The sequence below is a fragment of the Paenibacillus taichungensis genome, from assembly GCF_013359905.1.
In the GTDB taxonomy this organism is placed as follows: domain Bacteria; phylum Bacillota; class Bacilli; order Paenibacillales; family Paenibacillaceae; genus Paenibacillus; species Paenibacillus taichungensis.
This window is the reverse complement of the sequence record NZ_JABMCC010000105.1, coordinates 244,534-269,752: the sequence shown is the minus strand read 5'-3', so window position 1 is coordinate 269,752 and position 25,219 is coordinate 244,534. Positions and strand designations below refer to the sequence as shown.

The 25,219-nt window shown below is 45.9% G+C and carries 25 protein-coding genes, 1 tRNA gene and 1 pseudogene; 17 read left to right on the top strand and 10 right to left on the bottom strand.

Going from position 1 to position 25,219, the window contains the following annotated elements:
• From pfkB to HP548_RS10875, 3 genes are all read left to right on the top strand, one after another.
• A complete protein-coding gene (gene pfkB, locus HP548_RS10885; RefSeq protein ID WP_175381641.1) occupies positions 1-912 on the top strand; it encodes a 1-phosphofructokinase in 912 nt (303 codons plus the stop codon).
• A 135-nt stretch (positions 913-1,047) separates the two neighbouring features.
• Positions 1,048-3,042 carry a PTS fructose transporter subunit IIABC gene (locus HP548_RS10880; RefSeq protein ID WP_076292089.1) on the top strand — a complete coding sequence of 665 codons (1,995 nt, stop codon included), beginning with the start codon at positions 1,048-1,050 and terminating at the stop codon, positions 3,040-3,042.
• A 197-nt stretch (positions 3,043-3,239) separates the two neighbouring features.
• Entirely contained in the window at positions 3,240-4,025 is a 786-nt protein-coding gene (locus tag HP548_RS10875) for a class I SAM-dependent methyltransferase (protein ID WP_175381640.1), read from the top strand.
• Between the two features lie 125 nt (positions 4,026-4,150).
• Here the strand turns inward: HP548_RS10875 and HP548_RS10870 are convergent, their stop codons facing one another.
• From HP548_RS10870 to HP548_RS10860, 3 genes are all read right to left on the bottom strand, one after another.
• Positions 4,151-5,290 carry a zinc-dependent alcohol dehydrogenase gene (locus HP548_RS10870; RefSeq protein WP_175381639.1) on the bottom strand — a complete coding sequence of 380 codons (1,140 nt, stop codon included), beginning with the start codon at positions 5,288-5,290 and terminating at the stop codon, positions 4,151-4,153.
• A 76-nt stretch (positions 5,291-5,366) separates the two neighbouring features.
• A complete protein-coding gene (locus tag HP548_RS10865) occupies positions 5,367-6,530 on the bottom strand; it encodes an oxalate decarboxylase family bicupin (protein WP_076292086.1) in 1,164 nt (387 codons plus the stop codon).
• Between the two features lie 119 nt (positions 6,531-6,649).
• Positions 6,650-7,534, bottom strand: coding sequence for an SDR family NAD(P)-dependent oxidoreductase (locus tag HP548_RS10860; RefSeq protein ID WP_175381638.1), 885 nt, complete (start codon positions 7,532-7,534; stop codon positions 6,650-6,652).
• Positions 7,535-7,743: 209 nt separating this feature from the next.
• Here HP548_RS10860 and HP548_RS10855 point away from each other — a divergent pair, with 209 nt between their 5' ends.
• A complete protein-coding gene (locus HP548_RS10855) occupies positions 7,744-8,178 on the top strand; it encodes a MerR family transcriptional regulator (RefSeq protein WP_175381637.1) in 435 nt (144 codons plus the stop codon).
• Between the two features lie 61 nt (positions 8,179-8,239).
• Here HP548_RS10855 and HP548_RS10850 read toward each other — a convergent pair whose 3' ends face one another.
• Entirely contained in the window at positions 8,240-9,172 is a 933-nt protein-coding gene (locus HP548_RS10850) for an AraC family transcriptional regulator (protein ID WP_099853602.1), read from the bottom strand.
• Between the two features lie 165 nt (positions 9,173-9,337).
• On the opposite strand from HP548_RS10850, the gene HP548_RS10845 reads away from it, so the two are divergent.
• The 5 genes from HP548_RS10845 (at position 9,338) to HP548_RS10825 (ending at position 14,066) form a co-directional block, all read left to right on the top strand.
• Positions 9,338-9,613, top strand: a complete 276-nt coding sequence (locus tag HP548_RS10845) for an Atu4866 domain-containing protein (protein WP_175381636.1) — start codon at positions 9,338-9,340, stop codon at positions 9,611-9,613.
• 26 nt (positions 9,614-9,639) lie between these two features.
• Positions 9,640-10,377 carry an SDR family oxidoreductase gene (locus tag HP548_RS10840; protein ID WP_175381635.1) on the top strand — a complete coding sequence of 246 codons (738 nt, stop codon included), beginning with the start codon at positions 9,640-9,642 and terminating at the stop codon, positions 10,375-10,377.
• A 142-nt stretch (positions 10,378-10,519) separates the two neighbouring features.
• Complete coding sequence (locus HP548_RS10835; RefSeq protein ID WP_076292081.1) at positions 10,520-11,422, top strand: LysR family transcriptional regulator; 903 nt, start codon at positions 10,520-10,522, stop codon at positions 11,420-11,422.
• A 98-nt stretch (positions 11,423-11,520) separates the two neighbouring features.
• Positions 11,521-12,270, top strand: coding sequence for a spermidine synthase (locus HP548_RS10830; RefSeq protein ID WP_326067265.1), 750 nt, complete (start codon positions 11,521-11,523; stop codon positions 12,268-12,270).
• A gap of 179 nt (positions 12,271-12,449) precedes the next feature.
• On the top strand, positions 12,450-14,066 hold the full coding sequence (locus tag HP548_RS10825; protein ID WP_099853596.1) for a sensor domain-containing diguanylate cyclase: 1,617 nt from the start codon (positions 12,450-12,452) through the stop codon (positions 14,064-14,066).
• Positions 14,067-14,136: 70 nt separating this feature from the next.
• On the opposite strand, the gene HP548_RS10820 is transcribed toward HP548_RS10825, so the two are convergent.
• The 4 genes from HP548_RS10820 to HP548_RS10805 all read right to left on the bottom strand — a co-directional run bounded on the left by HP548_RS10820 (position 14,137) and on the right by HP548_RS10805 (position 17,379).
• A complete protein-coding gene (locus tag HP548_RS10820; RefSeq protein ID WP_064639235.1) occupies positions 14,137-14,496 on the bottom strand; it encodes a winged helix-turn-helix transcriptional regulator in 360 nt (119 codons plus the stop codon).
• Between the two features lie 207 nt (positions 14,497-14,703).
• The gene (locus HP548_RS10815) at positions 14,704-15,099 is read right to left on the bottom strand and encodes a DoxX family protein (RefSeq protein ID WP_099853594.1); all 396 of its coding nucleotides are present in this window, start codon (positions 15,097-15,099) and stop codon (positions 14,704-14,706) included.
• 59 nt (positions 15,100-15,158) lie between these two features.
• Positions 15,159-16,151 carry a Gfo/Idh/MocA family protein gene (locus HP548_RS10810; protein WP_175381633.1) on the bottom strand — a complete coding sequence of 331 codons (993 nt, stop codon included), beginning with the start codon at positions 16,149-16,151 and terminating at the stop codon, positions 15,159-15,161.
• A gap of 40 nt (positions 16,152-16,191) precedes the next feature.
• Positions 16,192-17,379, bottom strand: coding sequence for an adenosylhomocysteinase (locus tag HP548_RS10805; protein ID WP_175381632.1), 1,188 nt, complete (start codon positions 17,377-17,379; stop codon positions 16,192-16,194).
• Positions 17,380-17,618: 239 nt separating this feature from the next.
• Between HP548_RS10805 and HP548_RS10800 the strand changes: the two genes are divergently transcribed.
• Positions 17,619-17,702, top strand: a tRNA-Leu gene (locus HP548_RS10800).
• Positions 17,703-17,760: 58 nt separating this feature from the next.
• Here HP548_RS10800 and HP548_RS10795 read toward each other — a convergent pair.
• On the bottom strand, positions 17,761-17,940 hold the full coding sequence (locus tag HP548_RS10795) for a hypothetical protein (protein WP_063564909.1): 180 nt from the start codon (positions 17,938-17,940) through the stop codon (positions 17,761-17,763).
• A 160-nt stretch (positions 17,941-18,100) separates the two neighbouring features.
• Here HP548_RS10795 and HP548_RS10790 point away from each other — a divergent pair, with 160 nt between their 5' ends.
• Complete coding sequence (locus tag HP548_RS10790; RefSeq protein WP_175381631.1) at positions 18,101-19,255, top strand: sn-glycerol-1-phosphate dehydrogenase; 1,155 nt, start codon at positions 18,101-18,103, stop codon at positions 19,253-19,255.
• A 686-nt stretch (positions 19,256-19,941) separates the two neighbouring features.
• Here HP548_RS10790 and HP548_RS10785 read toward each other — a convergent pair.
• A complete protein-coding gene (locus HP548_RS10785; RefSeq protein WP_024629188.1) occupies positions 19,942-20,538 on the bottom strand; it encodes a helix-turn-helix domain-containing protein in 597 nt (198 codons plus the stop codon).
• Positions 20,539-20,976: 438 nt separating this feature from the next.
• Here HP548_RS10785 and HP548_RS10780 point away from each other — a divergent pair.
• From HP548_RS10780 to racE, 6 genes and pseudogenes are all read left to right on the top strand, one after another.
• A pseudogene (locus HP548_RS10780) lies at positions 20,977-21,369 on the top strand (phage holin family protein); the annotation flags it as partial.
• Positions 21,370-21,653: 284 nt separating this feature from the next.
• Positions 21,654-21,941: a Dabb family protein gene (locus tag HP548_RS10775; RefSeq protein WP_063564906.1), complete on the top strand. Its 288-nt coding sequence runs from the start codon at positions 21,654-21,656 to the stop codon at positions 21,939-21,941.
• 171 nt (positions 21,942-22,112) lie between these two features.
• Complete coding sequence (locus tag HP548_RS10770; protein ID WP_175381630.1) at positions 22,113-22,574, top strand: DUF86 domain-containing protein; 462 nt, start codon at positions 22,113-22,115, stop codon at positions 22,572-22,574.
• A gap of 11 nt (positions 22,575-22,585) precedes the next feature.
• Entirely contained in the window at positions 22,586-23,491 is a 906-nt protein-coding gene (locus HP548_RS10765; protein WP_175381629.1) for a DUF4261 domain-containing protein, read from the top strand.
• A gap of 187 nt (positions 23,492-23,678) precedes the next feature.
• Complete coding sequence (locus HP548_RS10760; protein WP_175381628.1) at positions 23,679-24,065, top strand: YtxH domain-containing protein; 387 nt, start codon at positions 23,679-23,681, stop codon at positions 24,063-24,065.
• A 226-nt stretch (positions 24,066-24,291) separates the two neighbouring features.
• Positions 24,292-25,101 carry a glutamate racemase gene (gene racE, locus HP548_RS10755; RefSeq protein WP_076292102.1) on the top strand — a complete coding sequence of 270 codons (810 nt, stop codon included), beginning with the start codon at positions 24,292-24,294 and terminating at the stop codon, positions 25,099-25,101.
• Positions 25,102-25,219 lie beyond the last annotated feature (118 nt).

The following is a 25,219-nucleotide window of genomic DNA, read 5'->3' as shown; positions in this document are numbered from 1 at the left end:
ATGATATATACCGTAACACTTAACCCTTCCATTGATTACATCGTGGAAGTGCATGATCTGAAGCTTGGTGATTTGAATCGCATGAATCGGGACCTGAAACTTCCTGGAGGCAAAGGTATTAACGTATCGCGAGTGCTTAATCAACTGGGAGCCGAAAACACTGCACTCGGATTTCTGGGAGGGTTCACGGGCCGCTTCATTAATGACAAATTACAGGAAGATAAGATCCTGACGGATTTCGTTACCATCGCAGATGATACGCGGATTAACATCAAGCTGAAGCATGGAGACGAGACAGAGATTAACGGATTGGGACCAGCCATTCGACCAGAGGAAGTAGAAGAGTTGCTTAACAAGCTATCCGCACTGCAAAAAGGAGATATCGTCATTCTTTCGGGAAGTGTACCACCTTCGCTGGGAGCCGATTTCTACGATCGTCTGATCAACGTGTGCAAACAAACAAGTGCCGATTTTGTAATCGATACGACAGGCCCCGCTTTATTGGATGCTTTAGTACATGAACCGCTGCTGGTGAAGCCGAACCATCACGAACTGGCTGAACTTTTCGGGGTGACGATTGACTCTCAAGAGGAACTGGTGACGTATGGTCGCAAGCTTTTGGAAGCAGGTGCCAAACATGTGTTGATCTCCATGGCAGGAGAAGGAGCGCTGTTGATTACCAAAACAGATGTCTACCATGCGAGTGTGCCAAAAGGAGTCGTGAAGAACTCGGTCGGTGCTGGAGATTCCATGATCGGTGGATTCGTAGGGACATTTGGACTAAACGAAGACCTGCTTGAAGCGTTCCGAACAGGGGTTGCTTCGGGGAGTGCGACGGCTTTCTCGGATGATCTGGCAACTCGGGAATTCATTGAACAGCTGCGTACTCAAGTCACGATAACCCAAATATAGTCCGTACAAAATGAATGGAATGCATGCCCCTTTTAGAAGAGGGGATTCAATGGATAGCATATAACAGCGCAAGAAGTACAATTATAAGTCGGTCTGCATCACAGAGGCCGACTGAATTTAAGGGAGTGTACCAAAATGAGAATAACAGACCTGATGATCCAGGAAACGATGATCATGGACCTGCAAGCCACAACGAAAGAAGAGGCTATCGATGAACTCATTGCAAGCTTAAACCGTAGCGGACGTATTAATGATCCAATTCTGTTTAAGGAAATGATTTATAAACGTGAAGCGGAATCCAGCACAGGGATCGGTGGCGGTATTGCCATGCCTCATGCCAAGACAACAGCAGTTAATGAACCAACAGTTGTATTCGCCAAGAGTCGAAAAGGTCTTGATTTTGAAGCACTTGATGATGAACCGGCCCATATTTTCTTCATGATTGCAGCTCCAGAAGGGGCGGCCAATACACATCTTCGTACACTTGCGGCTCTTTCCAGGCTGTTGATTGATAGCGATTTCATCTCGCAGCTGATGAGCACGGACACTCCTGAAGAAGTGACTGCATTATTCGATGCCAAACAGGCGGAGGAAGCGGAGAAAAAAGCTGCCAAAGAAAAAGCTGAAGCGGAAAAAGCAGCAAAAGCTGCAAATGGAACAAACGCTGTATCTGGCTCGGACAATGCGAATGGACAGAAGCAAAATACATCAGGCCTTATTGTTGGTGATGCGGCATCTGAAGATTTTGTCGTTGCAGTAACAGCATGCCCAACAGGTATTGCTCACACGTTCATGGCTGAAGACGCTCTCAAAAAGAAAGCACAGGAAATGGGCGTTAATATCCGCGTGGAAACCAACGGTTCCGAAGGAGCACAGAACGTACTGACAGCTGATGAAATCGCGCGTGCCAAAGGGGTTATCGTTGCGGCGGATAAAAATGTGGAAATGGCGCGCTTTGATGGCAAACCGGTATTGCAAAGACCTGTAAGTGATGGCATTCGCAAATCCGAAGAACTTATTCGTAAGGCAGTTAATGGGGACGCTCCGATCTACCGAAGCCAGGGCGGTAACGGTGGCAAGAGTGAAGGAGAAAACCAAGGCAAAGTGAGCATGGGCAGCAAGATTTATAAAGATTTGATGAACGGGATCTCGCATATGCTTCCATTTGTCGTGGGTGGCGGGATTTTGCTCGCTATATCCTTCTTGTTTGAACAAATTGCAAGTCCAGAAAATCCTATTGTGCAACTGCTGCAAACCATTGGTGGCGGGACTGGTGCATTCCACTTCCTGATTCCTGTTCTAGCCGGATTTATTGCGATGAGTATTGGTGATCGTCCGGCCCTGATGCCTGGTATGGTCGGTGGATTGATGGCCGTGAATTCAAACGCCGGTTTCCTTGGTGGTCTGGCTGCCGGTTTCCTGGCAGGTTACGTTGTAATTGGTCTGCGCAAGCTGTTTAAAGGACTACCTAAAGCAATTGATGGTTTGAAACCGATCCTGCTGTATCCTGTGTTCGGATTGCTTATCGTTGGTGCAATCAGTTTCTATGTCTTTGATCCAATCTTCGGTTCCCTTAACACATGGCTTGTAGATGCGCTTGGCAATCTGGGTACTGGAAATGCTGTATTGCTTGGCTTGCTGCTTGGTGGCATGATGTCCATCGATATGGGTGGACCGTTTAACAAAGCGGCTTATACGTTTGCTATCGGTGTATTCACATCGAGCGGCAATACGGATGGTGCTTGGATGGCAGCTGTTATGGCAGGCGGTATGGTACCGCCACTGGCGATTGCACTCGCTACAACGTTCTTCAAATCGAAATTTACGGAACAAGAACGCAAATCAGGTTTGACGAATTATGTGCTCGGATTTTCCTTCATCACAGAAGGTGCCATTCCATTTGCTGCGGCTGACCCGCTGCGTGTCCTGACATCCTGTATTCTCGGTTCTGCTGTTGCAGGTGGACTGACTCAACTGTGGAGCATTAACGTACCTGCTCCGCATGGAGGAATTTTCGTTGCGGCACTGGCGAATCACGCATTACTCTTCCTGCTCGCTGTAGCAATCGGTGCAGTAATCTCCGGTCTGATTCTCGGACTATGGAAAAAATCGCCGACCGTTGTGAAATAAGTCAAAGAGTAAAGTTTCCTTAAAAGTTAAAAACAATCTCTATCTCATAGTTTGTTTAAAATAAGATGGCATCTTCTCAGTGAAATTCACTGGGGAGATGCTTTTTTATTTCGCTCCAGGTCATTCTGTGATAAGATATATATTATCAAAATAATGAAACATAGTTTCATCTAATGAAACTCAAAGGAGGAGAGAGTATGTCTAATGATCAGATTAAAGGACAGGTGCGTAAACAATTTGCTAAAAATGCAGAGAAATATGTGACTAGTGCCGGTCATGCTAAGGGGGATGATCTGGCATTGCTTGTGGCTTCATCTCAAGCGAGCTTGGATATGAAGGTGCTGGATATTGCCACTGGAGGAGGACATGTTGCCAATGCGTTAGCTCCGCTTGTGGAGCAGGTTATCGCATTGGATCTAACAGATGAGATGTTACAAGTGGCTGAACGCTTTATCCGGGGAAACGGGCACCAGAATGTGGATTTTGTTGCAGGAGATGCTGAACATATCCCTTTCGAGGATGATTTCTTTGACCTTGTGACCTGTCGCATTGCTGCACACCATTTTCCAGACGTGCAATCCTTTGTATCAGAGGCGCTTCGGGTAATGAAACCTGGTGGCAGACTGTTATTAATTGATAATGTGGCACCTGAACGTGATGAGAGCGACCAATTTTACAATGAAATCGAGAAGTGGCGTGATGGAAGTCATGTTCGGGCATGGCGTAAGACGGAATGGATTCGGATGTTGGAGCTTGCCGGATTTCGAATGGAAACGATGGTTTCCTTTGAGAAACACTTTACATTTGAAGACTGGTGCATCAGGGCTGGACTTCCGGAGACGCAGAGTAAAGAGCTTGAAGCAAGCATGCTGAGCGCGCCATCTGTAATTAAGAAGTATTTCAATTTTGAAGTGACGCAGTCTGGCAGACTCGTTAGCTTCAAAGGAGAGAGTGTTTACATTCAGGCGGTAAAAGCGAAATAAGGTTTATTCGCATTATCATATTGATCCTTTGTAGGAGCATTAGTTAAAGTGAGCAAAAGCAAAATCAAAAAAGGCAGAGGTCCCGTGTATGGGACTTCTGCTTTTTTAATCGTTATACAATCAAATCAAGGCTTCAGTATAACTTTGGTACATTTGTCTTCGTGTTCGTAGAAAATCCGGTAAGCTTCCTTCGCATTTTCCAGCGCAATGCGGTGGGAGATGATCTCGGTAGGGTCGAATTCGCCAGCCGTGATTTTGCGGAAAAGCTCCGGCATATAGTGAATGACAGGAGCTTGTCCCATTCTAAGGTTAATGTTTCGTTCAAACAGATTGCCTAGGGGGAACATGTTATAGGACGAGCCGTAAACCCCCGTCAGTTGCATCGTCCCGAATTTGCGTACAGCCTTGATGCCGATTTCAATCGCACTCAATGAACCGCCATGAATTTTCAGCTTCTGTCCGATTTCCTCCAAAGTGGATTTCTTGCCATCCATGCCTACACAGTCGATGACAACATCCGCTCCGCCTCGGGTTATTTCGCGAATATGTTCACCCATATCTTCGTAATCTTCGAAATTAAATACTTCGGAATCATTCATTCGTTTGGCTTTTTCCAGTCGATACGGAAGACGATCCACTGCAATTACTCGCTTGGCACCTTTCATCCAAGCGAATTTTTGTGCCATAAGACCAATCGGTCCGCTGCCCAATACGGTTACAGTGTCTCCTGGCTTCACCCCAGCATTCTCAACACTCCAGTACGCAGTAGGAAGCACATCGGACAGGAATAACAGAGCTTCATCCTCCAGTTCACATGATTCGGGAATGACAAAAGGCATGAAATTCCCATAAGGAACACGCAAAAATTCAGCCTGACCGCCAGGATAATTTCCGTACCGTTCCGTGAAGCCAAAATAACCTCCGGTATGAACCTCCGGATTGCGGTTCGAGTTATCGCACTGGCTCTCCATGTCGTGATTGCAATAAAAACATTCGCCGCAGGAGATGTTAAATGGTACCACCACACGATCTCCTTTTTTTACTCGCGTTACCTCGGGCCCCACTTCCTCAACAATGCCCATAGGCTCATGACCGATGACATAATCCTTTTGGGCGGGCAGTGCTCCCTGATATATATGTAGATCTGATCCACATATGGCTGTAGAAGTAATACGGACGATGATGTCATCCTTTTGCTGCAATCTCGGGTCTTCAACCTCTTTTACTTGAATATCCTTGGTTCCTTGAAAAGTAACGGCTTTCATCTTTATATTCCACCTCCGTATTGGGATTATTTAACTTTTAACCGATTTGCCTCTATTTGATAGAGGTGTAGCTCCACTAAACAACGGGCCATTTTTCTTTACGCAATGCATGAAGTAGTTCAGGGGAAGCGTTCAGGTTGTCACGTACAAGCTCTTCCGGGGTTAATGCCATCCATTGATTTAGGGAGATATCCTCAAACCGATCACTTCTAAACATCTCCAAAAACCATAACGTGTCTGTGCCCGTATTCTGAATATAATGCCCCATAGCTACAGGTACGTATCCAACATCTCCAGCCCGATAGTCAAATGTGCGTGCAATGCCATTCCCTCCAAAAACCGTCATCCTTCCTTGCCCAGTCAAATAGTATTGCCATTCATCCGCATTAGGATGCCAATGAAGCTCGCGCATACCTCCAGGCTTTATTTCCACGAGTGCTGCTGCAACGGTTGTGGAGATCGGAAAGTTGGTGGAGTCTACAATGCGCACACTGCCTCCTGGTGTAATGATCGGTTTTTGGGCTAACAGCCGATGTTTGAAGGAGAGTGGAACTGTGCCATAGGGGGACTGAACTTCCTGGCTAGCGAGGGAACCAGGGACCTGATCCTGAAAAATGTAAACCTGTTCTTTTGGCATGGATTGGAATGCAGATTCGGGTACGCCAAAATTGACGGATAACACCTCTGGTGGCGTATGTGCAAACCAATCAGAGATGGATAATGTATTCAGATCGGAAAAGGACCCATCATCAAAAACAAGCAAAAACTCACACCCATCAGCTAAGCCCTGAATGGAATGCGGCAGACCTTTTGGAAAAAACCACAGATCTCCCGGCCCCACATCTGCAATAAAATTACGTCCTTGCTGATCCACGGACGTAATTCGTGCCGTCCCCCAGATCATATACGCCCATTCCGATTGTTGATGCCAGTGCAGCTCTCTTACACCTCCAGGTGTAAGACTCATATTTACACCGGCCAGTGTCGTAGCGATGGGCAGGTCCCGTACTGTAATTTCGCGGGACCAACCGCCATGGTTCAACTGCATATGTGTATCGGAAAAAGACATTCTCAGGTTGGGTAATAAGCCGTTGTCGGTTTCCGGAGGCACCAGCATATCCGGATTTTGTAAATCTCTCATTACATCCCGAGGTCCCAGATCGGGTCCTCCGGCACCGTCTTTTCGTATTGGCTGCGGTATAATTAATGGCTTGCCATTGTTGTTGTTTTCATTTTTCATATGCAGATTCCTCCAGTTCATTACTTCATCCCATGACAGATGTCGGTATAGAGAAGTTATGAACCAGAGCCTGTCAATTATGAGGGACGGGGAATTATATCCAAAGTACAGAAGAAAGCTCAGACACTTTCTTTGCTTACTGGATCAGTCTTAGAGTCAAGCTGCAAAAATTCATGCTCATAAATTTCATGCACTCTGTTCAAAATGGCTGGGCCTTGCTCCGTAAACCGGAGATTAGTGGGTTTGTTTTTCATCAGAAACGTACCGGATGTAAGACTGGTTTGCGCAATGGCAGCCTTATACAGCAGAGAAGCTCCGTGACTTGGATGTGGGAAGAACAGCTTCATGATTGGTTTGATATAAAAGGGTAGTCCGGATGTTTTGTTACCTCTGAGTGTATTGTTGCCTCCAGGGTCCACGCTGAGTAACCGGATTCCCTTAGCCGCAGGGGAAGCGGCAGCTTCGCGTGTCCATAAAGACAATGCGAGCTTCGAAGTCGCATAAGGACCGAACAGCTTTTTGAACTCGGCTGGATGTTCCAGGATGTCCAGGTTAAACTGTTTGACCATATTAAACGCACTGGTGGATGTATTAATAACGGTTTTCAAGGTGCCTTTGTGAAGGAGATCCTGTAGTTCCATGTAAATGATGTACGGCACTACGGTCTGTAATTCAAAGTGCATTTCATGTCCCTGATCCGACAAACGGAGATCATTACCGCTACCTCCGGCATTATTAAACAATACATCTATGGAATCCGTTTCGGATTTAATCTGGTTGAATGCTTTTCTCAGACTATCGTACTGCGTAAGGTTAGCTTGAACCCAACGGAGCTGGCCAGAGCGCAATCCGTCCTGAATATCACTGTCTTCCTTCGGAAAAGCGGAACGATTGAGGCCGATAACCTGCCAGCCTTCGGCTAACAAACTGCGGGTCAGTTCAAGACCGATTCCCGAAGTTGATCCTGTAATTAAGGCTGTATGACGTGTATGGTTTGAATTCATATAAATACCTCCTGAGTGAATGGGATGACAGAGCCAATCTGTCTAATGCGCTCATTCTATAATTTGGAGTCGACTCCAAGTCAAGCGTACTGTTGGTTTATATTTTAAATTTTTAGGATGTAGTATCGATGAACTCAAAACAACCTTGACTTGGAGCTGACTCCAAGTTGTAAGATAGAGTTCAATGAAAGCGGAGGAGGTCGACGATGATGAGTGATACTGAAGTGTTCTCCATTAAAGAGACGTCAGAACAGGCCGGACTATCGGAAGATACCATTCGTTATTATGAGAAGATTGGACTTCTTCCCCGGGCTGAACGCAAGGCCAATTGTCATCGGGTATACCGTTCGGAGGATATCCAGACGATGAAGCTTATTACTTGTTTGAAAAAAACAGGCATGTCTCTGGAGGAGATGAAGCCTTATTTACAGATGTCGATGGATTCGGACCTGGAAGATTTCCCGGATGAGCGTGAAATGCTGCTGAACCATCGGAAGAAAATTGAATCACAGATTGCATCCTTGCAACAGATCGTCGATTTTATAGATGAGAAGATGGAGAAGCGAAGCATGTTTCCGGATGAGTGCCCCATTATCGGGGAGAATCAGATGTCTGTATTTGAAAAGAAGAACATCTTCTCCTGAAGGCTGCTAGCCAACAAAACCCAAAAACCACGTCATTATGACGTGGTTTTTTTGCTTATATTTAGCATTCGATATGGAGTGTATGGCGAAGGCGTTTGATATCACTTTTGGGAGGAAGACCATACATGCGAGCGTACTCCCGACTGAATTGGGAAGGACTCTCGTACCCAACCTGGAATGCAGCATCGGCTGCATCGGTTGAACCTGCAAGCAGCATTCGCCGTGCCTCCTGCAATCGAATCTGTTTTTGATATTGCAGTGGGCTCATGGCGGTAATGGCTTTGAAATGATAATGCAATGAGGATGTACTCATGTTGATCATGGAAGCCAATTGCTCGATTCGTAGCGGATGGGCGTAGTCTGATTGAATCAATTCAATGACTTGAGCGATATGCTGTGCGTGACTGTTCTGGACTGCAAATTGCCTGATGGAATGTCCATGTTCATCCTGAATCAGGCGATATAGAATTTCGCGGATCATAAGCGGTGCAAGTATAGGAATGTCTTCAGGTGTATCCAGTAACCTGACCAATCGGATTACAGCTTCCAGAAGCGGAGGTTTGGTTGAGCTTACAAACAACCCACGACGTGTTGAATTGTCGGGTTTGGTTTGTGTAGAAGGAGCTTCCTGAATAAGATCAAAAATCTGCCCTGAATCAAAATCAAGTCTCAGGCAGAGATAGGGATGTTCTGTCGTAGCCTGTACAACTTGCCCTGAAATAGGCAAATTTATGGAAGCAACCAAATACTGTGAAGAGTCATAGGTGTAGCTCTCCTGTCCGAGAATAACCACTTTGGACCCTTGGGCCACAATACACAGGGCGGGTTCGTGCACGGCATGAATGGGCTCTGAAACCTGGGAAGCACGGATCAAAGCAAGCGAAGGAATTGCTGTTAGATGAACCCCGTCTTCGTGGGTGAAACGGCTGATCAGACGGGCCAATTCCTGCTGCTGCTGAACAATAGCTGTATCCTGATCCATTTTTGAAAGCATGGATTGCTGGCCCTCCTTTCCTCGTACTCGTTTAACTATTTTAGAATGTACTGGACGAATAGGCAAGAATACTGTGGGATTCTTCTATCGGATAGAGACTGATTCCTTACATAATGAAGGTAAGCAATTAAATCTGTTGGCAACATAAAGGAGTGTCGTGGAAATATGGCAGGCAGCACAACAGGAAATAAACAAGAAGTGAAGCACCCGTATGTTGGAATGTGGGTGACGAAGGACGGGTACATCAGACATGAACTTCTCCCTGACGGGCGCTATGATGAAGCGCGGGGAAATAGGCAAAGTGCGTATCAAGGTCGGTATGCAGTCGATGGAGACCATATTGAATATGTCGATGATACTGGCTTTACTGCGGATGGAGACTTTAAGGGCGACGTGCTTTATCATGCGGGCATGGTGTTGTACAGAGAAAATGCACAATAAAATATCTAATAGGGAGAGAAATCAAAATGTCTAATGTAAAAGGGAAAGTTGTTGTGATCACAGGTGCAAGCAGCGGAATTGGGGAAGCAACGGCGCGTCTGTTAGCAGAGCAGGGTGCACATGTTGTCATGGGTGCAAGACGAGTGGATCGTCTGGAGACGCTGGCTTCCTCCATTCTCTCTGAAGGTGGTTCAGTAGAATATCATACCCTTGATGTTACACAGCTGGAAGAAATGCAAACGATCGTAGAGCTTGCGCTCAGTCGTTATGGACGTTTGGATGTGATCGTTAATAATGCCGGAGTCATGCCACTATCACCTCTTGAAGCACTAAAAGTAGACGAGTGGAATCGTATGATTGATGTTAACATTCGTGGTGTTCTACACGGCATTGCTGTTGGGCTGCCCGTTATGAAAGAACAGGGCTACGGCCAGTTTATTAATATCGCCTCCATCGGAGCCTACGCTGTGACACCAACAGCCGCGGTATATTGTGCAACCAAGTACGCGGTTCGTGCGATCTCGGAGGGTTTGCGCCAGGAGGTAGGCGCAGATATCCGTGTGACCCTCGTATCGCCAGGTGTAACTGAATCCGAACTTGCCGAATCGATCTCTGATGATGAAGCGCGCGAGCTTATGAAAGATTATCGGCGCATATCCATTCCGGCCGCGGCTATTGCTCAGAGCATTCTGTACGCGATCAACCAGCCGGCTGAGGTAGATGTGAATGAAATCGTGGTGAGACCCACAGCAAGCATGGCTTAAACCTCGATATAAGACTCCAATGATGTCCCCAACCATATGTACTGGTTGGGGGCGTCTTTTTGTCCTCTGAAAGAGAGATCGTCTAGGTTACAATATGGTATAGTATGTTCAAGTAACGCACCAGAGAGAGGGGAATAATGCATTGACGCTGCAACAGCTAAAATATGTGATTGAAGTCGCCACGCGTGGCTCGATGAATGAAGCCGCCAAACGGCTGTTTATTTCCCAGCCCAGCCTGTCGAATGCCATTCGGGATCTGGAGCAGGAGCTACGGATTACCATTTTTGAACGCACGAATAAAGGGATAACCTTGTCCAAAGAAGGCGTGGAATTTCTAAGTTATGCGCGCCAGGTGGTGGAGCAGGCGGAATTGCTGGAGAATCGTTATTTGAACGCGAAGCCGTCTCCGCAACATTTTTCCGTCTCCACACAGCACTACGCGTTTGCAGTAAATGCCTTCGTCAAGCTGGTGCAGCAGTATGGACAGGATGAATATGAACTGGCTCTGCGGGAAACGAAAACCTATGAGATTATCCAGGATGTAAAAAGCCTACGCAGCGAAATTGGCATACTATATCTGAATGAGTTCAATTCCAAGGTTATTAACAAGCTGCTTAAGGATGCGGGGCTGGTGTTTAACAGTCTGTTTATTGCCAAGCCGCATATTTTTATCAGTGTGCAAAATCCGCTGGCGAAGCAGGAATCGGTTGCGATTGAACAACTTCAGGATTATCCGTACCTGTCCTTTGACCAGGGGGAATATAACTCCTTCCATTTTTCAGAGGAGATCCTAAGCACGCTTTCTCATCCCAAAAGCATACAGGTTAACGATCGAGCTACGCTGTTTAATCTGCTGATCGGTTTGAACGGATACACTATCTCGACAGGTGTGCTTAGTGCCGACCTGAATGGGAATGAGATCATCCCTGTCCCGCTGGAGTGTGAAGAAACCATTAATGTTGGCTGGATCAGCCATAAGAATGCTTCGCTTTCCAATCTGGGCGTGGAGTATGTCCAGGCTCTGCATGAGGCGATTCAATCCTAATTGGTCATGGAAAAACCGTTTCCGTTCAAGCGGAGTCGGTTTTTTTTTAGAAACACATGTATAATCATTTGCGTAAAAGTACGAAGGGAGAACGGTCAGTGCGAGTTTTATACCGAAATAAGAGTGAACAGCATGAGTTGACGATATATGATACATCCAAGCTTTATGGGGAAAAGGGCCGATTTCGTGTGCTGGAATTCTCCAATGCTGCAGTACAGGGGGCGATGGATCTGGACGAGCCATCCCGAATGGTGCTTGAGTATCCAAGAGCGATGGTTCACCTGATGGAACGAAATAATCCCGAATATCAATCAGTTTTTGTAATTGGCCACGGCATTGGAACCTTAACAAGCTATTTGTCTAAACGTCAAGTAAAAGTCGCCGAACTTGATGCTGAAGTCGTTGAGCTCAGCAGAACTTTCTTTGGATATCGTGGAGATCAAGTGCTGGTTGGTGACGGTCGTGAACTGTTGGAGCAGGAAACCTCAGGCTCATATCATTATATTATTGTAGATGCTTTTACGGCTGCGGGAACACCTGCACAGTTTACTTCTAGCTCATTTTTCACGATGCTAAAAGACAAATTGCATTCTGGTGGTATCGTATTGCTGAATGTATTTGGTCGTGCAGGCAATGACAGACTGGTGAATGCGATTCATACCACGTTACAGGAACACTTCGCTTATACGCGCTCGTTTGCATTACCAGCTGAAACAACTGATGAAATCCAAAATCGTATTTTGGTGGGTTGTGACGGACCCATTTCGTTTCAATCACGTCATATGGCTGGGTTTGTAGAACAGCAGCCTGGCGAGGGATATGTTATTGTGGATTCAAATGAATTTTAATCTCGAATACAGATCCAGTAGATTTCGAAGAAAGTGTCATATCATGTAATCAATTGTCATTAATTCGTCAATGTTCCTATGTAATTATTCGAACTTCACAAACTATTTATTTCTTCTTAACAACTTTCGTATAAGATAGAAGGAATATGCCTTTTTATGAAAAACCGGGGGACGCAATAATGATCGCAAAGAATAAAACATCCAGATTAAGAAGAAAAGTAAGGGAGATCAAAAAAATCAGCCTTACCGCTCTGTTGAGTGGATTGGTCACCATTGCCGTTTTGATGACATTGACCATTATGTTTATTTCGTCTTATACATCCCAGAAGCAATCGCTGATTGATAATACACTCTCACTTAATTATTCAAGTGCCGTGCAAATGAGCCAAACTCTGGACTCGTTGTTTCAATCCATGCAGGGCAGTTTGAAGTATTCAGCCAACTATTTTCCGGACATAGACTATGCAGACGCCAAAAAACTGGATTCCACACTGGATTTGATTCGAAACAGCAGTAACTACTTCAATTCGGTTTCTCTTATAGATGCATCGGGAATTATTCGAGGTTCATCTCCTTATTTGGAAAAAAGCCTGGGACAGCCTATAACTTCTAATGCAGCGAAAAATGCGTTTAAATCGAGGGCTTCCTTTATATCCGAAGCGTATCGTGCGCCTTATTCGGAACGCATAGTCGTTTTTGTGAGTGAACCGATCTTCAGTCCATCAGGTGAATTCAAAGGTTTAATTAGTGGGAGTATCTATCTGCAGGAAAACAACATTTTGAACCTGTCATTTGGCAGTCAGCTGAGGACCAGTAATGGCTCTTATTTTTATATTGTTGATGCCAAAGGGACGTTGTTGTTTCACCCGGATACGGAAAGAATCGGTGAAAATCTAAGCAAAAATCAAGTTGTGCAGAAATTGCTTAACGACCAAACAGGCAAAGAACAGTACAAGAACCTGGCGGGTGTGAATTCACTCGCAGGTTATTATAAGGTCCCGACAACAGATTGGGGAGTTGTCGTCGTATCTCCAACCCAAATGGTATACGATCAGCTGAATCAACATATTCGTATGTTGTTGTTGTACACTTCAATTCCGTTTATCATTCTGACGCTTATCGTTATTCGTGTAGCTCGCAAGCTGGCTAGTCCGTTTGTTTACCTTGCGGATTTGGTTAACCAGGTGGATCAGGGTAAAGTAGATCTGCCTGTAATGAAGCCGCATTGGAACAGGGAAGCGGACTTATTAACACGCACTGTCCTAAGTGCACTGGCGAACTTTCGAAAGCAAAAGGACCAGCTAACTTATGATGCCAGAACGGATGTATTGACCGGAATGACCAATCGCAGGACATTTGAAGAAGTTATTCAGCAGTGGATTGATGAAGAAGTTCCGTTCTCCATAGTAGTACTGGATATAGATCGCTTCAAATCCATAAATGATACGTATGGGCATCATGCGGGGGATCAGGTTCTGAAGCATATCGCGAATATCATTAAACTGTCGGTTCGGACACAGGATGTATGTTCCCGGTTTGGGGGAGAGGAGTTTGTTGTGTTATTGCGACATACGAATTCCAAAACAGCGTATCAGATTGCTGAGCATATCCGTGTATCGGTGGAACAGAGTATATTGCCCATTGATCGTTCTGTGACGATTTCGGCAGGCATTGCCGAATATCCGTTGCATTCCACAACGGCGACAGAGTTGTTCCATTTGGCGGATAATGCGTTATATCAAGCCAAGGAAGAGGGACGTAATCGTACCATTACCATTCAAACGGTCATAAAATAAGGTTTGCGTACCTTCTATCTTGAAATAAAAAGAAGCTAATCCCATCTAAGAGAGGGATAGCTTCTTTTGTTTAGACCTCTTGTGATCTGGCCTGGACTTCATTTGTATACTGTTCTCCCCAGTCTCGCATGCTGTAAATAATCGGCTGGAGCGTTTCTCCAAACGGTGTAAGCGAATATTCCACTTTGGGTGGAACTTGGGGATAGATTTCCCTGTGAACAATTCCGCTGCTTTCCAGCTCTCTTAATTGGAGAGTTAACATCCGCTGAGTAATATCAGGGAATAACTTTCTGATCTCGTTGAATCTTAACGAGCCGGAGAATAGGTGATATAGAATCGCACCTTTCCATTTGCCTCCAATGACGCTCAGCGTGACTTCGACGGAACAGCCATATGGCGAGGGGCACCCATCGGCCGGGTTTTTTCTCATTATAATTGCACCTCCAGTTCGTGGTGGTTATTTATAGTATCCATTTTAGTACTACAGCACATAAATGTACATATTACTCATCTATGAGCATATCACTTCTCCCTTGGATTATAAACCCCATCCCATACATCTACATGAAGATAAAACAACAAAGAACCCCGGTTTCGTATCACGAAACACCGAGGTTCTCAGGAATGAAAGGCTTGATTAGATTAAAGTGTCCAGGGAGTAAGCTCCAGCACCCGCAAGTGCAACACCGATCAGTGATCCGAGCATAACCAGATTGTACTCGAATCCTCCGTTCAGATTCCAAAGTCCTTTACCTGCATGGACTTTTGCTATGGCAACAACCATAGTGATGATGAGCAAAATGACAGCAAAAACAGTCCACAGACCTGCCCCAAACAGGAACCCGCCGATCAACTCAATAAGGCCTCCACAGACAGCCATAACTCTTGCGGGCCTCAGACCAATCGCCCCGAAAAATTCGGCTGTTCCTGATATGCCTTCTCCACCAAACCAGCCAAACAGTTTCTTGCATGCATGACCCATCATAATGAAACCAATAACAAGTCGAATGATAAGTAATCCGGCGTCTAACATGTGCTTCTTTCCTCTTCTCTAGTTGTATAAAATGATTGGTCTTATATATCGTATGAACGTCAGATCAGCGACGCCAGAATGGTATCACATAACGCCATGGTTTCAATATTATCCTTACCACTGGAATGTGGATCAGATTTGTTCTGGCAGCATTCCATAAAATGAGCCATCTCACCAACAAATCCTCGTAAGTAGAGATCGCGATAAGCCCCTGACATGGGAGAGCCCGACGGGGTGAAAACAGTATCCTGCTCCTCAAGGGATTTCCAGGGAAGGTTATCCCCTGTACGAGATTGATGAACCGTAAGCGTGTTGATTTCATCTGCTAACGCAAATCCGTTGTCAAAGGTGACAAGTACATTTTCGCTTTCGCGTGACCATGCACTCATGCCAACAAAGTAGGCACTGCCTACCACACCATGATCAAATTTCAGGGAAATGCTCTGGTTAATATGTTCTCCGTCCTTAACCGTTGTGCCTGTTACCTGTATGGCTTCCCCGAACAGAAAACGCATCAGATCGACCATATGAATGGCAGCGAGCTTTATGAATTGTTCCTCATCCTTGCAGAATGGTGTGCTGTCTACAGCGAATTTCATTTGGAAAGAACGTGCTCTGCCCAATGATCCACCATCAATCAGTTCCTTGAGTTTCATGTAGACCGGAGCATATCGTTTCATAAATCCAACCATGACAACCACACCTGCCTTTTGGGCAGCTTCAGCCACAGCAGCAGCTTCGGCAGCATTCCATCCGAGGGGTTTATCCACGTATACATTTTTGCCAGCCCGGATGCATTCAAGGGCAAGTGCTGTCTGATCCTCTGGTTGCGCCACAACAACGACGCCGTCACAGTCTTCATTCTGCAACATCAGCTGAGTATTATCATACGCTTTCCCGCTGCTCCCAAAACGGAGGAGAGCATCCCTTGACCGTTCAATACTGCGGGTGGCGATGGCCTGAATGTCTGCTCCTGCTTCAACAGCAGATGGATATATATTCGTGGATGCATGGAATCCTGCACCGATAAAACAAAGTTTCGCTTTTTTCATGTGAACCTCTCCTTTAAATGCAGATCACCAATCACACTGATTAGATTTTGTAGCTTAAATGCTTCAACATCTGTCCTGCAATGGTGTTGTTAACGCTATGAGGAACCGGCTGTGGTCCGAGGGTGAGATGCTGGCGTTGCTGTACAAGATATAGGAGGGAGGCGGCTTGTAGGGACAAGCCTAGATCCATCGTTTCGGCAGGGTTACCGCTGCCACCAGCCAGGTTCAGCATCTCGCCTTGAGTAAGCAGCATGAGTCGACGTCCGTTGGCTAATGTAAATTGTTCGATATCCGCGGTCAGTTGTTCCGTATGCTTCGCATCCTGACGGAGACTTTCCAGATCCATCTCCCAAGAAAAATGTCCGGCATTGGCGAGGATCGTTCCATCATTCATTTGATTAAAATGTTCCTTCAGAATGGCGTTAGGACGTCCAGTGACAGTAATATACACTTGGGCAAATGCAAAAGTATCCTCCAGTCGCGCCACTCTGAATCCATCCAGTGCCGCTTCCAAGCCAGCAATCGGATCGGTTTCAACAACGATGACCTGACTGCCCAAATTCCGCAAATACCTGGCAATGCCTCGTCCACAGGTTCCATAACCTACGATGACGAAACGACGTGTGGGCAGAATCAGGTTTGTAGTGCGCATAAAACCTTCAATAATGGTCTGTCCAACACCGTGTTCATTTTCCATAATTCGTTTGAGTGGGCTGTCATTAATAACAATGATCGGGAAAGGAATGTTCTCACCCGTCTCTTCACGCAGCAGATTGGCACCAGTCGTCGTCTCCTCCGTACCACCAATAAGAGAGTTAGGATCATATTGTTGAATGAGCGTGCGCGCCAGATCAGCTCCATTATCCATAAGGAGATGGGGGTGGTGACGAAGTACGCTGTGGATATTTTGCAGGTGCTCATTGCGTCTGTCCGCACGTTGACCATATACCGTGATGCCTTCTTCTTGCAGAGATGCTGCGACGGCGTCTTTGGTTGTGCCCGGGCTGCCAGTCAATACAACGTTGGCTCCACCTGCCTGGAGTGTGCGGCATAGCACAGCTGTTTTGGGCTCCACATGAATACATATACCGATGGTTAAGCCAGCAAAAGGCCGCTCTTTGGCAAACTGGGTTTTCAATTCGCCGAGTAGGGGCATATGCATTTCCGTCCAGTGAATGCTGCGTTTTCCTTCTTCAATACGTTCATGTGTTGTGTTCTTGATCGTCATGAAAAACTCCCCTTTTCTATGCAAGGTATAGCGTGTCCAGCAGGACACATGATCTGCTTAATGTCTACGATAGGGAGTTTGATGGGGTTAAAAAAGGACATATGTCCTTTTCATTGCATTGCAGCTTGGAAAAAAGGTATTGCAAACTTATTTGAGAGCATGTATACTCTTAATTACGGTAAAACAAGCAATTGCTTGACCGGGATGCTTTTCATCCATGATGAGAAGATACATATTATGCGGTCGTGGCGGAATTGGCAGACGCGCACGGTTCAGGTCCGTGTGGGTTAACCCCCGTGGAGGTTCGAGTCCTCTCGACCGCATCGAAGAAAAAAGCTCGCGAAATTGCTCTAAAAGCAATTCGCGAGCTTTTTTTGTTTTTTATTTATTGAATATGAATTGCTGCACACATAGGCCTGCTATCGCTCCAGCAATACCAAAGAGTGCAACACTGGCCATCACCTCATATGCTTGAAAGCGAAACAAAAAGGCGATGCCGCTGCCAAATGTCGTTCCTGCGAGAAATCCGAGAGAAATTCCTATTTCTTTGGTTAATTTCATAGGTTCACCTGCTTGGGAATGTGAGTTTAGGATTTGCAAATTTTGGATACAGGAAGTAAAGTGTGATCAGGAAAATACTCACATTTTATTTCCTTTTTTCATTTTGTGGTTTTCTCCATGTAATTATGCATGATATTTCTTAAGGGAGGTTAAGAGCGAAATGAATATGAACGAGCGGATTGCCGCATGGAACGAAGAAGCGCAGAATTGTACTTGTGGGCATGATCATCGGTTGGTAGAAATGCAGGTCTATCTGGAGCATGGAGCTATTCAGCGGTTACCTGGTTATTTGTCCGAACAAGGATACAGACATGTAACAGTTGTATATGATCGATTTACAGGTCCGGCAGCAGGACACGAGGTGGTAAAGAACATCCGAGAAGCTGGCGTTTATGTGGATGCGATGTGCATGCCAGAGAACAAAGCAGGCGACGTGATCGCCGATGAGGGCGGGATTGTGCAGGTACTGTTAGGTGTGAAACAGGAAAGTCAGGCGATCATTGCTGCTGGTTCAGGGACCATTCATGACCTGGTACGATTTGTTTGCTCCAAAATGAACAAGCCTTTTCTGTCAGTACCTACAGCAGCTTCGGTTGACGGATTTACTTCGGCAGGTGCTCCTCTTATTGTAAGCGGCGTCAAACAGACGTTCCAGGCGATGCCGCCTGAAGCTATTTTTGCGGATATCGATATTTTGGAACAAGCTCCCCAAGAGATGAATGCTGCCGGATTCGGAGATATGCTTGGTAAATATACATCACTGGCGGACTGGGTGGTTTCCAGGGAGTTGGGTGGGGAACCGTTCTGCCCCGTTGCTTATCGCATGACGGAAGAAGCACTAACGTCCTGTGTGGAACATGTGCAAGGTATCGCTGAAGGACGGGCCGATGGTGTGACTGTATTGATGGATGCGCTGATCGCTTCCGGCATTTCTATGCTAATCATCGATCATTCCCGTCCTGCATCTGGTGGAGAACATCATCTGTCTCATCGGTGGGAGATGGACCTGATGGAGGCAGGGCACAAGCCTGTTTTGCATGGAGCCAAGGTGGGAGTAGCCTGTGCACTGCTTACCGTAAAATACAAAGATCTTGCACAAAAATCCGAAGAGCCGATTTTCCGTATTTATAATAATCTGCCGGATGCTTCTCAACTTATAGCTTGGCTTGAGCAAGTTGGGGGACCTACGACGACTGAACAACTGGGTGTATCCATGGAGATGGTGGAACATGCTTTCACCACAGCTCATTTGCTACGGGATCGTTATACGGGACTGAAATATATCAATGAGATTCTAAATGTCGGTTCGAAATAAAGAAGGAAGAAACAGTATGAACAGTGTTATCTTATACAATTAGTTGTACGTACAAATTAAGAATGATTAATGTGATGTATGAGACAGGATAGTGTCGTTGTATACAATAGAGGTATTGGTGCTTGATTGGAAAGTAATATAGCCGGATAAATTTCTGAAGAACAAGGTCATACAAGGGTTTAGAATAGATCGGATCAAACGTTATTCAAACTGAATTAAAGGATGAATTAAAGCCTACTCCCTTAAGGGAGTAGGCTTTTTTATACTTCATATATAATGTGTTGCATTAAATTGTTCGTACAAATAGATCGGGGAGATGGGGAGCTAACGATGAAGTTTTATTTCTAGAATTGATCAATGATTTAATGGAATGGTTGGTTAGCATGGATAAGAAATATATTGGCATATGAGTATAAGTCGCGCGTATTTCGACAATGGGATTTTCGCCTCGTTCAGAGAGCACGCTGTACCGGCCCAGGTTAAGGAGTGACTGGGAATGAAGGGAATAATGCACCCAAAGCTGTTTGGTGGGCAAGAGGGCCGCTTATCGCCCCTGAGAGACGATGCTGAGTGCAAGCGATTGGAGAAATGGTAACTTAATATAATCTGTACGATGAAAATGGTATTTTAAAAAGGCTCTGTCTTTCCCATTGGGAGAGGACAGAGCCTTTTGGTTGTTCGCTAATTTAGTTATTGTGGCGATCTTTCAAGATGACATCTGCGAACAAAATAGTTTTCGGGATGCGGAAAAATTGTTCCGCTTGTTCCTGAAACGCAGCAGAAGGCAGCGTTCCCTGATGCAGCCATTTGCGGAAAGTGCCGGGGTGAACCCCGATCCAGTGGCTGACATCTGTCACCGACAAATCATGGACCATACACAAGCCTGTCAGAATACGGTTGCTAACCGGAGAACGGGTCACCGTACGCTTCATGAAGCGGGAAGGCTCGGGCTGACAAATGACAGGGCTTTTGCGTACCACTTCTTCATTAAAAAGAATGTGGCGCGGGTAGCCGAGCAATTGGCATGCCTTGTCCAAATTGGTACTGCCGGGTATCCGTCCTTCATACACCCACGCGCTGACGCTGCGTGAAGAGATGGATAGATCTTCGGCGAGCTGAGACAACTTGATATCATTGGCCATCAGCACGGCAAGAAGAACACGGTTGCGGATTTGACAGCGTGTCGGTTTTCGGAATCGTTTAACACGGACGCCTTTTCCCAAATATTTACGGTTGATCAGAGACCACGCCTGGATGGAATGTTGTTCTGGTTGATTAGGCATATTTCCTCCGATTTTTTTAACCAAATACTACAATAAGTACGGGGGTACTTTCAAGTGCCGGGTGCACCTGTTTCAAATGAGTGGATGCGCGAATCCGCTACAAAGGAGGAATTATGAACTAGACCAGACGCAATTCACATCCTAGTATATTCCTAGATTACAATGTTTCACTAAATTTAAGGGATCAAATAGATAATGAATAAAAATAAAATGAGTCTAATTACCTATTAGTGAGACTTTAGTACTTTTATCTATTTTTTGTTGATATGATGCGGTTTATTTCCCTGATTTAACCATAAATATTCGATTTCCGTTAAAGGAACCCATTTCCAATGTGCACAAATCTGAAATTAGAAATCCGCGTGTTCAGCAAGGCATGTGGACTGTCAAAATCTCTTATTCTTACATATCTTGTATGGAGATCAATGAGAGGGAGAGGTGAGAAACGTGAGTCCATCCGTGAGTACCTTTGCTGCCATTTCAGGGGCGTTCATGACGTTTGCTTTTGGTGGATGGGATCAGCTGCTTAGCTTGCTGGCGGTTGCAATGGCTGTGGATTATATTACGGGTCTCGCTGCGGCAGTAAGAACGGGAAAAGGATTGAATAGTAATGTTGGATTCTGGGGGCTTGCGCGCAAAGGTCTCATGCTGACGGTTATTTTGCTTGCCCACCGAATTGACATGCTCATGGGAACTGACATCATTAAAGGGGGAGCCATCTACTTTTATCTGGTGAATGAGCTAATATCCATTACCGAAAATTATGCCCGCATTGGGCTTCCATTGCCTGACAAGCTCAGACAGGCTATAGCAGTGCTGAAAAAACAGGAGGGGTTGTCTGACAGGGAATGGCCTCCACCACAGCCAAACGTGGAGAATAAGGAGACAAAAGAACAAGCAGCAGAAGTCGTACCGGAAAAACAGACAAACCAAATTGAACAGACGGATAATATGTCTCAGGAGAAATCCAAGGCGAATGAAAGCAGCCCCGATTAGGTTGTCTTTTAAGAGAACGTTTCCAAGTATCCTTTCGTAATAGAGGACGTTATGATATATTTTGGATACAAGAAAATTCATTCATACCAATTATTATACTTAAATGAGGTGCTTGTCTGATGATTAAACATATTGTTCTGTTTAAAATGAAAGATCGTTCTCCTGAAAGTATCGAAGCGGCTGCGAATGTTCTTCGCAATCTGCAAGGAAAAATTGATGTTCTGGTCTCGCTTGAAGTGGGTATTGACGTGCTTCGTTCGGACAGATCTTTTGACATCTCACTTACGGCAGAATTTGCCTCACTGGAAGATCTTCAAGCATATCAGGTGCATCCGCTGCATCAGGAAGTCATCAAGTATATGAACGAGGTCAGAGAGCAGTCGATTGCAGTGGACTACGAAATCTAATCTGTTATTCATTCTATTTTGGATAGGGGACTCTGCATGAGCGATTTAAGAGACGTTATGGAATTTTTATATATTTTTGTCGTGTTTCTGATCGCTTGTCCTGTGATGTTATTTTGGCTGAAGCGAAGAGGAAAAAGGAACCGATAATTCACTGAACGGGAAGTGAACACATTGTATTACGTAAACAGAGAACAGATTGCCCGCCGGCTTGCTGCCGTACCGGAGGTGGCTGAAGGTCTTCGCCGCGCATCACAAGCCTGGGATGGTAGTCTAATGCTGGGTCTGGTACAGGAACGTTGTCTTCATCTGGCAATTGAAATCGTTACGGATGTTGGAAGTTATCTCATTGATGGCTTCATCATGCGTGATGCGAGCAGTTATGACGATATTATTCAGATTAACCACGAAGAGAAGGTTTTTGATCATGCAACCTATGAGGTGCTTAGTCGCCTCGTATCGTTGCGCAAGCCGCTCGTTCAGGACTATTACAGCTGGGAGCGGTCTCAACTGCATCCACTGAGCAGTGACTTGCCGGGCGTGCTTGAACATTTTTCCCATCAGGTCAATACCTATGTGGAAAAAGAACTCGGACCTTTCCAGACTACACAGGCCGAGGGACAGAGCAAGGAATGAGGGGAAGCAGCATGACGAACGAATGGAAAGAAGATCGAGAAGTAAATAATGAAACGAATGACATACCTTCCGGGTTTCATCCGGTATATATGATTGAGCTGTTATTTCAGGAACGTCCCGTTATAGATCAAGGGCGTCTGCAGGATGCACTGAGCCGTCATACCGGACAAGTCCGGCTTGATGTGAAGAAGGGTAATGAGGAGCATAAACCTGAGATGCTGGTTTTCTACCATCTGGACCATACGGTTTCTTTTCAGGAAGGTAACATTCCGGCTCAGACTTGCATGCTCCCCATTACTGAAATTGTAGATCGCGCCCGCTTTGGAGGGGCTTTGCAGCAAGCCTGGCATTGGCCAGAAGCAGGACAAGCTATGGATACGATCCGATATTCCATCCGACTTCATGATATGTTCACTGCTGCCATGCCGCGTAAACAGCGGCTCGAATTGTTCCAAAAGACGATTCAGGCTGTCATGGAAGTGTTGCCTTGTGAGGCGTTATACTGGTACGGCAGTGACAAATTAGTTGAACCGGAAGCCTATGTGCTGTCACAGGAACGTGAGGAGCACCTTTACGCTGCGATGAATGTGCGCATGTATCAGGCTGGAGGCACAGAGGAACAGCGTCAGCTGGTTATGGACACGGTAGGTTTGTCAGCACTTGGCGTGCCTGATGTACAGTGTCATTTCATTGGACTCGATCCGGATACGGTAGCCCAGACATTACTGGGTGCCGCCTATTACATATTTGATCAGGGGGATGTTCTACAAGATGGACAGACGCTGGGATCTTCCGGCGGACGACGCTGGCGTTGTGAGCATCAGGCTGCAATAATTGCACCAGGAAGATATGTAATTGATCTGGACCCGGGTGATGAACATGCTGCTGCTCCGCTTGAGCCGGCGCGGCAGACTTGAGACATATCTCGATAACGTCAGAAGGTGCGAAAGACGGTATCCAGAATTTTTTTTGATATCCGAGTGTCAGGTCAAGCCCTTGCTGCTTATACTGCATCAACAGAGTAGGCATTCGCCCGGATTGACGAGCAACAGTCCGTTGCTTGGTTATTCGGTACTTCATTTAAGGTAAAGGGAGAGATGCGACGTGAAGGATTCTAACAAAAGTTTGTTGTGGGGAGCATTAATCGGTTCAGTTGTAGGTTCGGTGACAGCACTGCTGCTGGCACCAAAATCTGGACGTGAGCTGCGTCAGGACATTTCGGAAGGTGCACGTCAGGTGAGTGAGAAAGGTCAGGAGCTGGCTACTAAGGTGGGCGAACAAAGCGCACAGATCGTATCCAAAGTAAAAGAGACGGCAGATGTTGTTATCCAGGATATCCAATCCTGGCGCAATTGCGCTGAAGGTAAAGAAGTGCGCGTATCCGCCGTCATTACTGATTCCGATTCTTCCATCAATGCAGATGCAGCGAATGAGTCAGGTATTGAAGTCATCGCGAAGCTACCTGCCGACGACTCCAAAGATAACATCTAAAACTAAGCTTGAACGCGAGCGGGCTTTCCTCCATCTGGAGGGGGGCCTGCTTTGTTGTGCGTGGTCGTACAGGAGTTGTACGATACAGTATTTTGTTTGAACCCTGCGATGAAATCGGGTAAGATGTAGGTACCTTTTTGCCTGGAAATTCATACGGTAGGAAAGAAAGCTCTGGGAACCAATTTGTTAACAGAACCAAATCAATGAAGAAGGAAGCGGTGTGTTCGTGCAGCAAGCAATCGCTATATTAGACTCCGGTGTAGGGGGATTGACCGTCGCCAAGGAAGTGATGCGTCAGCTCCCACGGGAAAAGATCATCTATTTTGGAGATACTGCCCGGACACCGTACGGACCCCGTTCGTCCGAACAAGTTAAACAATTCACGGAACAAATCGTTGATTTCTTGATCCAGTTCGATCCGAAAGTTATCGTTATCGCCTGTAATACGGCTACGGCAGCAGCGCTCGATTATATTCGAGCCAAGGTGAATGTGCCTGTCATTGGTGTCATTCATCCGGGAGCACGAGCAGCCATCACAGCGACACGCACAGGACGCATCGGTGTCATTGGCACCGTGGGAACTATTGGTAGTGGTGCGTATACATCTGCACTCAAACAGTTGTCTCCCTATATTGATGTGGTCAGTCAGGCTTGTCCGGCACTTGTGCCACTGGTGGAGCAAGGCGAATTCCGTTCCGAGCAAACGACAAGTACGGTGGAGCAATCTTTAGGCGAAATTAAGCAGCAGCCAATTGATTGTCTTATTCTGGGTTGTACGCACTATCCTTTTCTCATGGATACCATCCAGGAGGTTATGGGGCAGGAAGTGAAGCTGATTAGTTCGGCAGATGAAACGGCGAGGGAAATTAGTACGATTTTGTATGATAAACGAAAGCTGGCCAGTGGAAATGAGACGCCAGTCCATCAGTTTTTTTGCACAGGGGACCCACGCATGTTCCAGAATATTACCCGCCAATGGTTAGGAGAGCAGATCTCCAAAACGCCAGTTGTATGGCAGGTTACGCAATTATCATAGCTTTTTTGATGTCTAGGCTTATAAGAATCCCGGAGCACTTAGTGTTCCGGGATTTTTTTTCAATCCAAAAAGTAGAAGAACACCGGATGATCATCACGTTTTTCTTATGTTAAAGGGA

What these genes read in the sequence shown, in the direction of transcription:
- HP548_RS10855 (WP_175381637.1), top strand. Translation starts at nt 7,744, where the DNA reads ATGAGTGATACTGAAGTGTTCTCCATTAAAGAGACGTCAGAACAGGCC.
- HP548_RS10850 (WP_099853602.1), bottom strand. Translation starts at nt 9,172, where the DNA reads ATGCTTTCAAAAATGGATCAGGATACAGCTATTGTTCAGCAGCAGCAG.
- HP548_RS10820 (WP_064639235.1), bottom strand. Translation starts at nt 14,496, where the DNA reads ATGAGAAAAAACCCGGCCGATGGGTGCCCCTCGCCATATGGCTGTTCC.
- HP548_RS10845 (WP_175381636.1), top strand. Translation starts at nt 9,338, where the DNA reads ATGGCAGGCAGCACAACAGGAAATAAACAAGAAGTGAAGCACCCGTAT.
- HP548_RS10840 (WP_175381635.1), top strand. Translation starts at nt 9,640, where the DNA reads ATGTCTAATGTAAAAGGGAAAGTTGTTGTGATCACAGGTGCAAGCAGC.
- HP548_RS10795 (WP_063564909.1), bottom strand. Translation starts at nt 17,940, where the DNA reads ATGAAATTAACCAAAGAAATAGGAATTTCTCTCGGATTTCTCGCAGGA.
- HP548_RS10880 (WP_076292089.1), top strand. Translation starts at nt 1,048, where the DNA reads ATGAGAATAACAGACCTGATGATCCAGGAAACGATGATCATGGACCTG.
- HP548_RS10875 (WP_175381640.1), top strand. Translation starts at nt 3,240, where the DNA reads ATGTCTAATGATCAGATTAAAGGACAGGTGCGTAAACAATTTGCTAAA.
- HP548_RS10805 (WP_175381632.1), bottom strand. Translation starts at nt 17,379, where the DNA reads ATGACGATCAAGAACACAACACATGAACGTATTGAAGAAGGAAAACGC.
- HP548_RS10775 (WP_063564906.1), top strand. Translation starts at nt 21,654, where the DNA reads ATGATTAAACATATTGTTCTGTTTAAAATGAAAGATCGTTCTCCTGAA.
- HP548_RS10810 (WP_175381633.1), bottom strand. Translation starts at nt 16,151, where the DNA reads ATGAAAAAAGCGAAACTTTGTTTTATCGGTGCAGGATTCCATGCATCC.
- HP548_RS10785 (WP_024629188.1), bottom strand. Translation starts at nt 20,538, where the DNA reads ATGCCTAATCAACCAGAACAACATTCCATCCAGGCGTGGTCTCTGATC.
- pfkB (WP_175381641.1), top strand. Translation starts at nt 1, where the DNA reads ATGATATATACCGTAACACTTAACCCTTCCATTGATTACATCGTGGAA.
- HP548_RS10790 (WP_175381631.1), top strand. Translation starts at nt 18,101, where the DNA reads ATGAATATGAACGAGCGGATTGCCGCATGGAACGAAGAAGCGCAGAAT.
- HP548_RS10870 (WP_175381639.1), bottom strand. Translation starts at nt 5,290, where the DNA reads ATGAAAGCCGTTACTTTTCAAGGAACCAAGGATATTCAAGTAAAAGAG.
- HP548_RS10765 (WP_175381629.1), top strand. Translation starts at nt 22,586, where the DNA reads ATGACGAACGAATGGAAAGAAGATCGAGAAGTAAATAATGAAACGAAT.
- HP548_RS10815 (WP_099853594.1), bottom strand. Translation starts at nt 15,099, where the DNA reads ATGTTAGACGCCGGATTACTTATCATTCGACTTGTTATTGGTTTCATT.
- HP548_RS10825 (WP_099853596.1), top strand. Translation starts at nt 12,450, where the DNA reads ATGATCGCAAAGAATAAAACATCCAGATTAAGAAGAAAAGTAAGGGAG.
- HP548_RS10865 (WP_076292086.1), bottom strand. Translation starts at nt 6,530, where the DNA reads ATGAAAAATGAAAACAACAACAATGGCAAGCCATTAATTATACCGCAG.
- HP548_RS10860 (WP_175381638.1), bottom strand. Translation starts at nt 7,534, where the DNA reads ATGAATTCAAACCATACACGTCATACAGCCTTAATTACAGGATCAACT.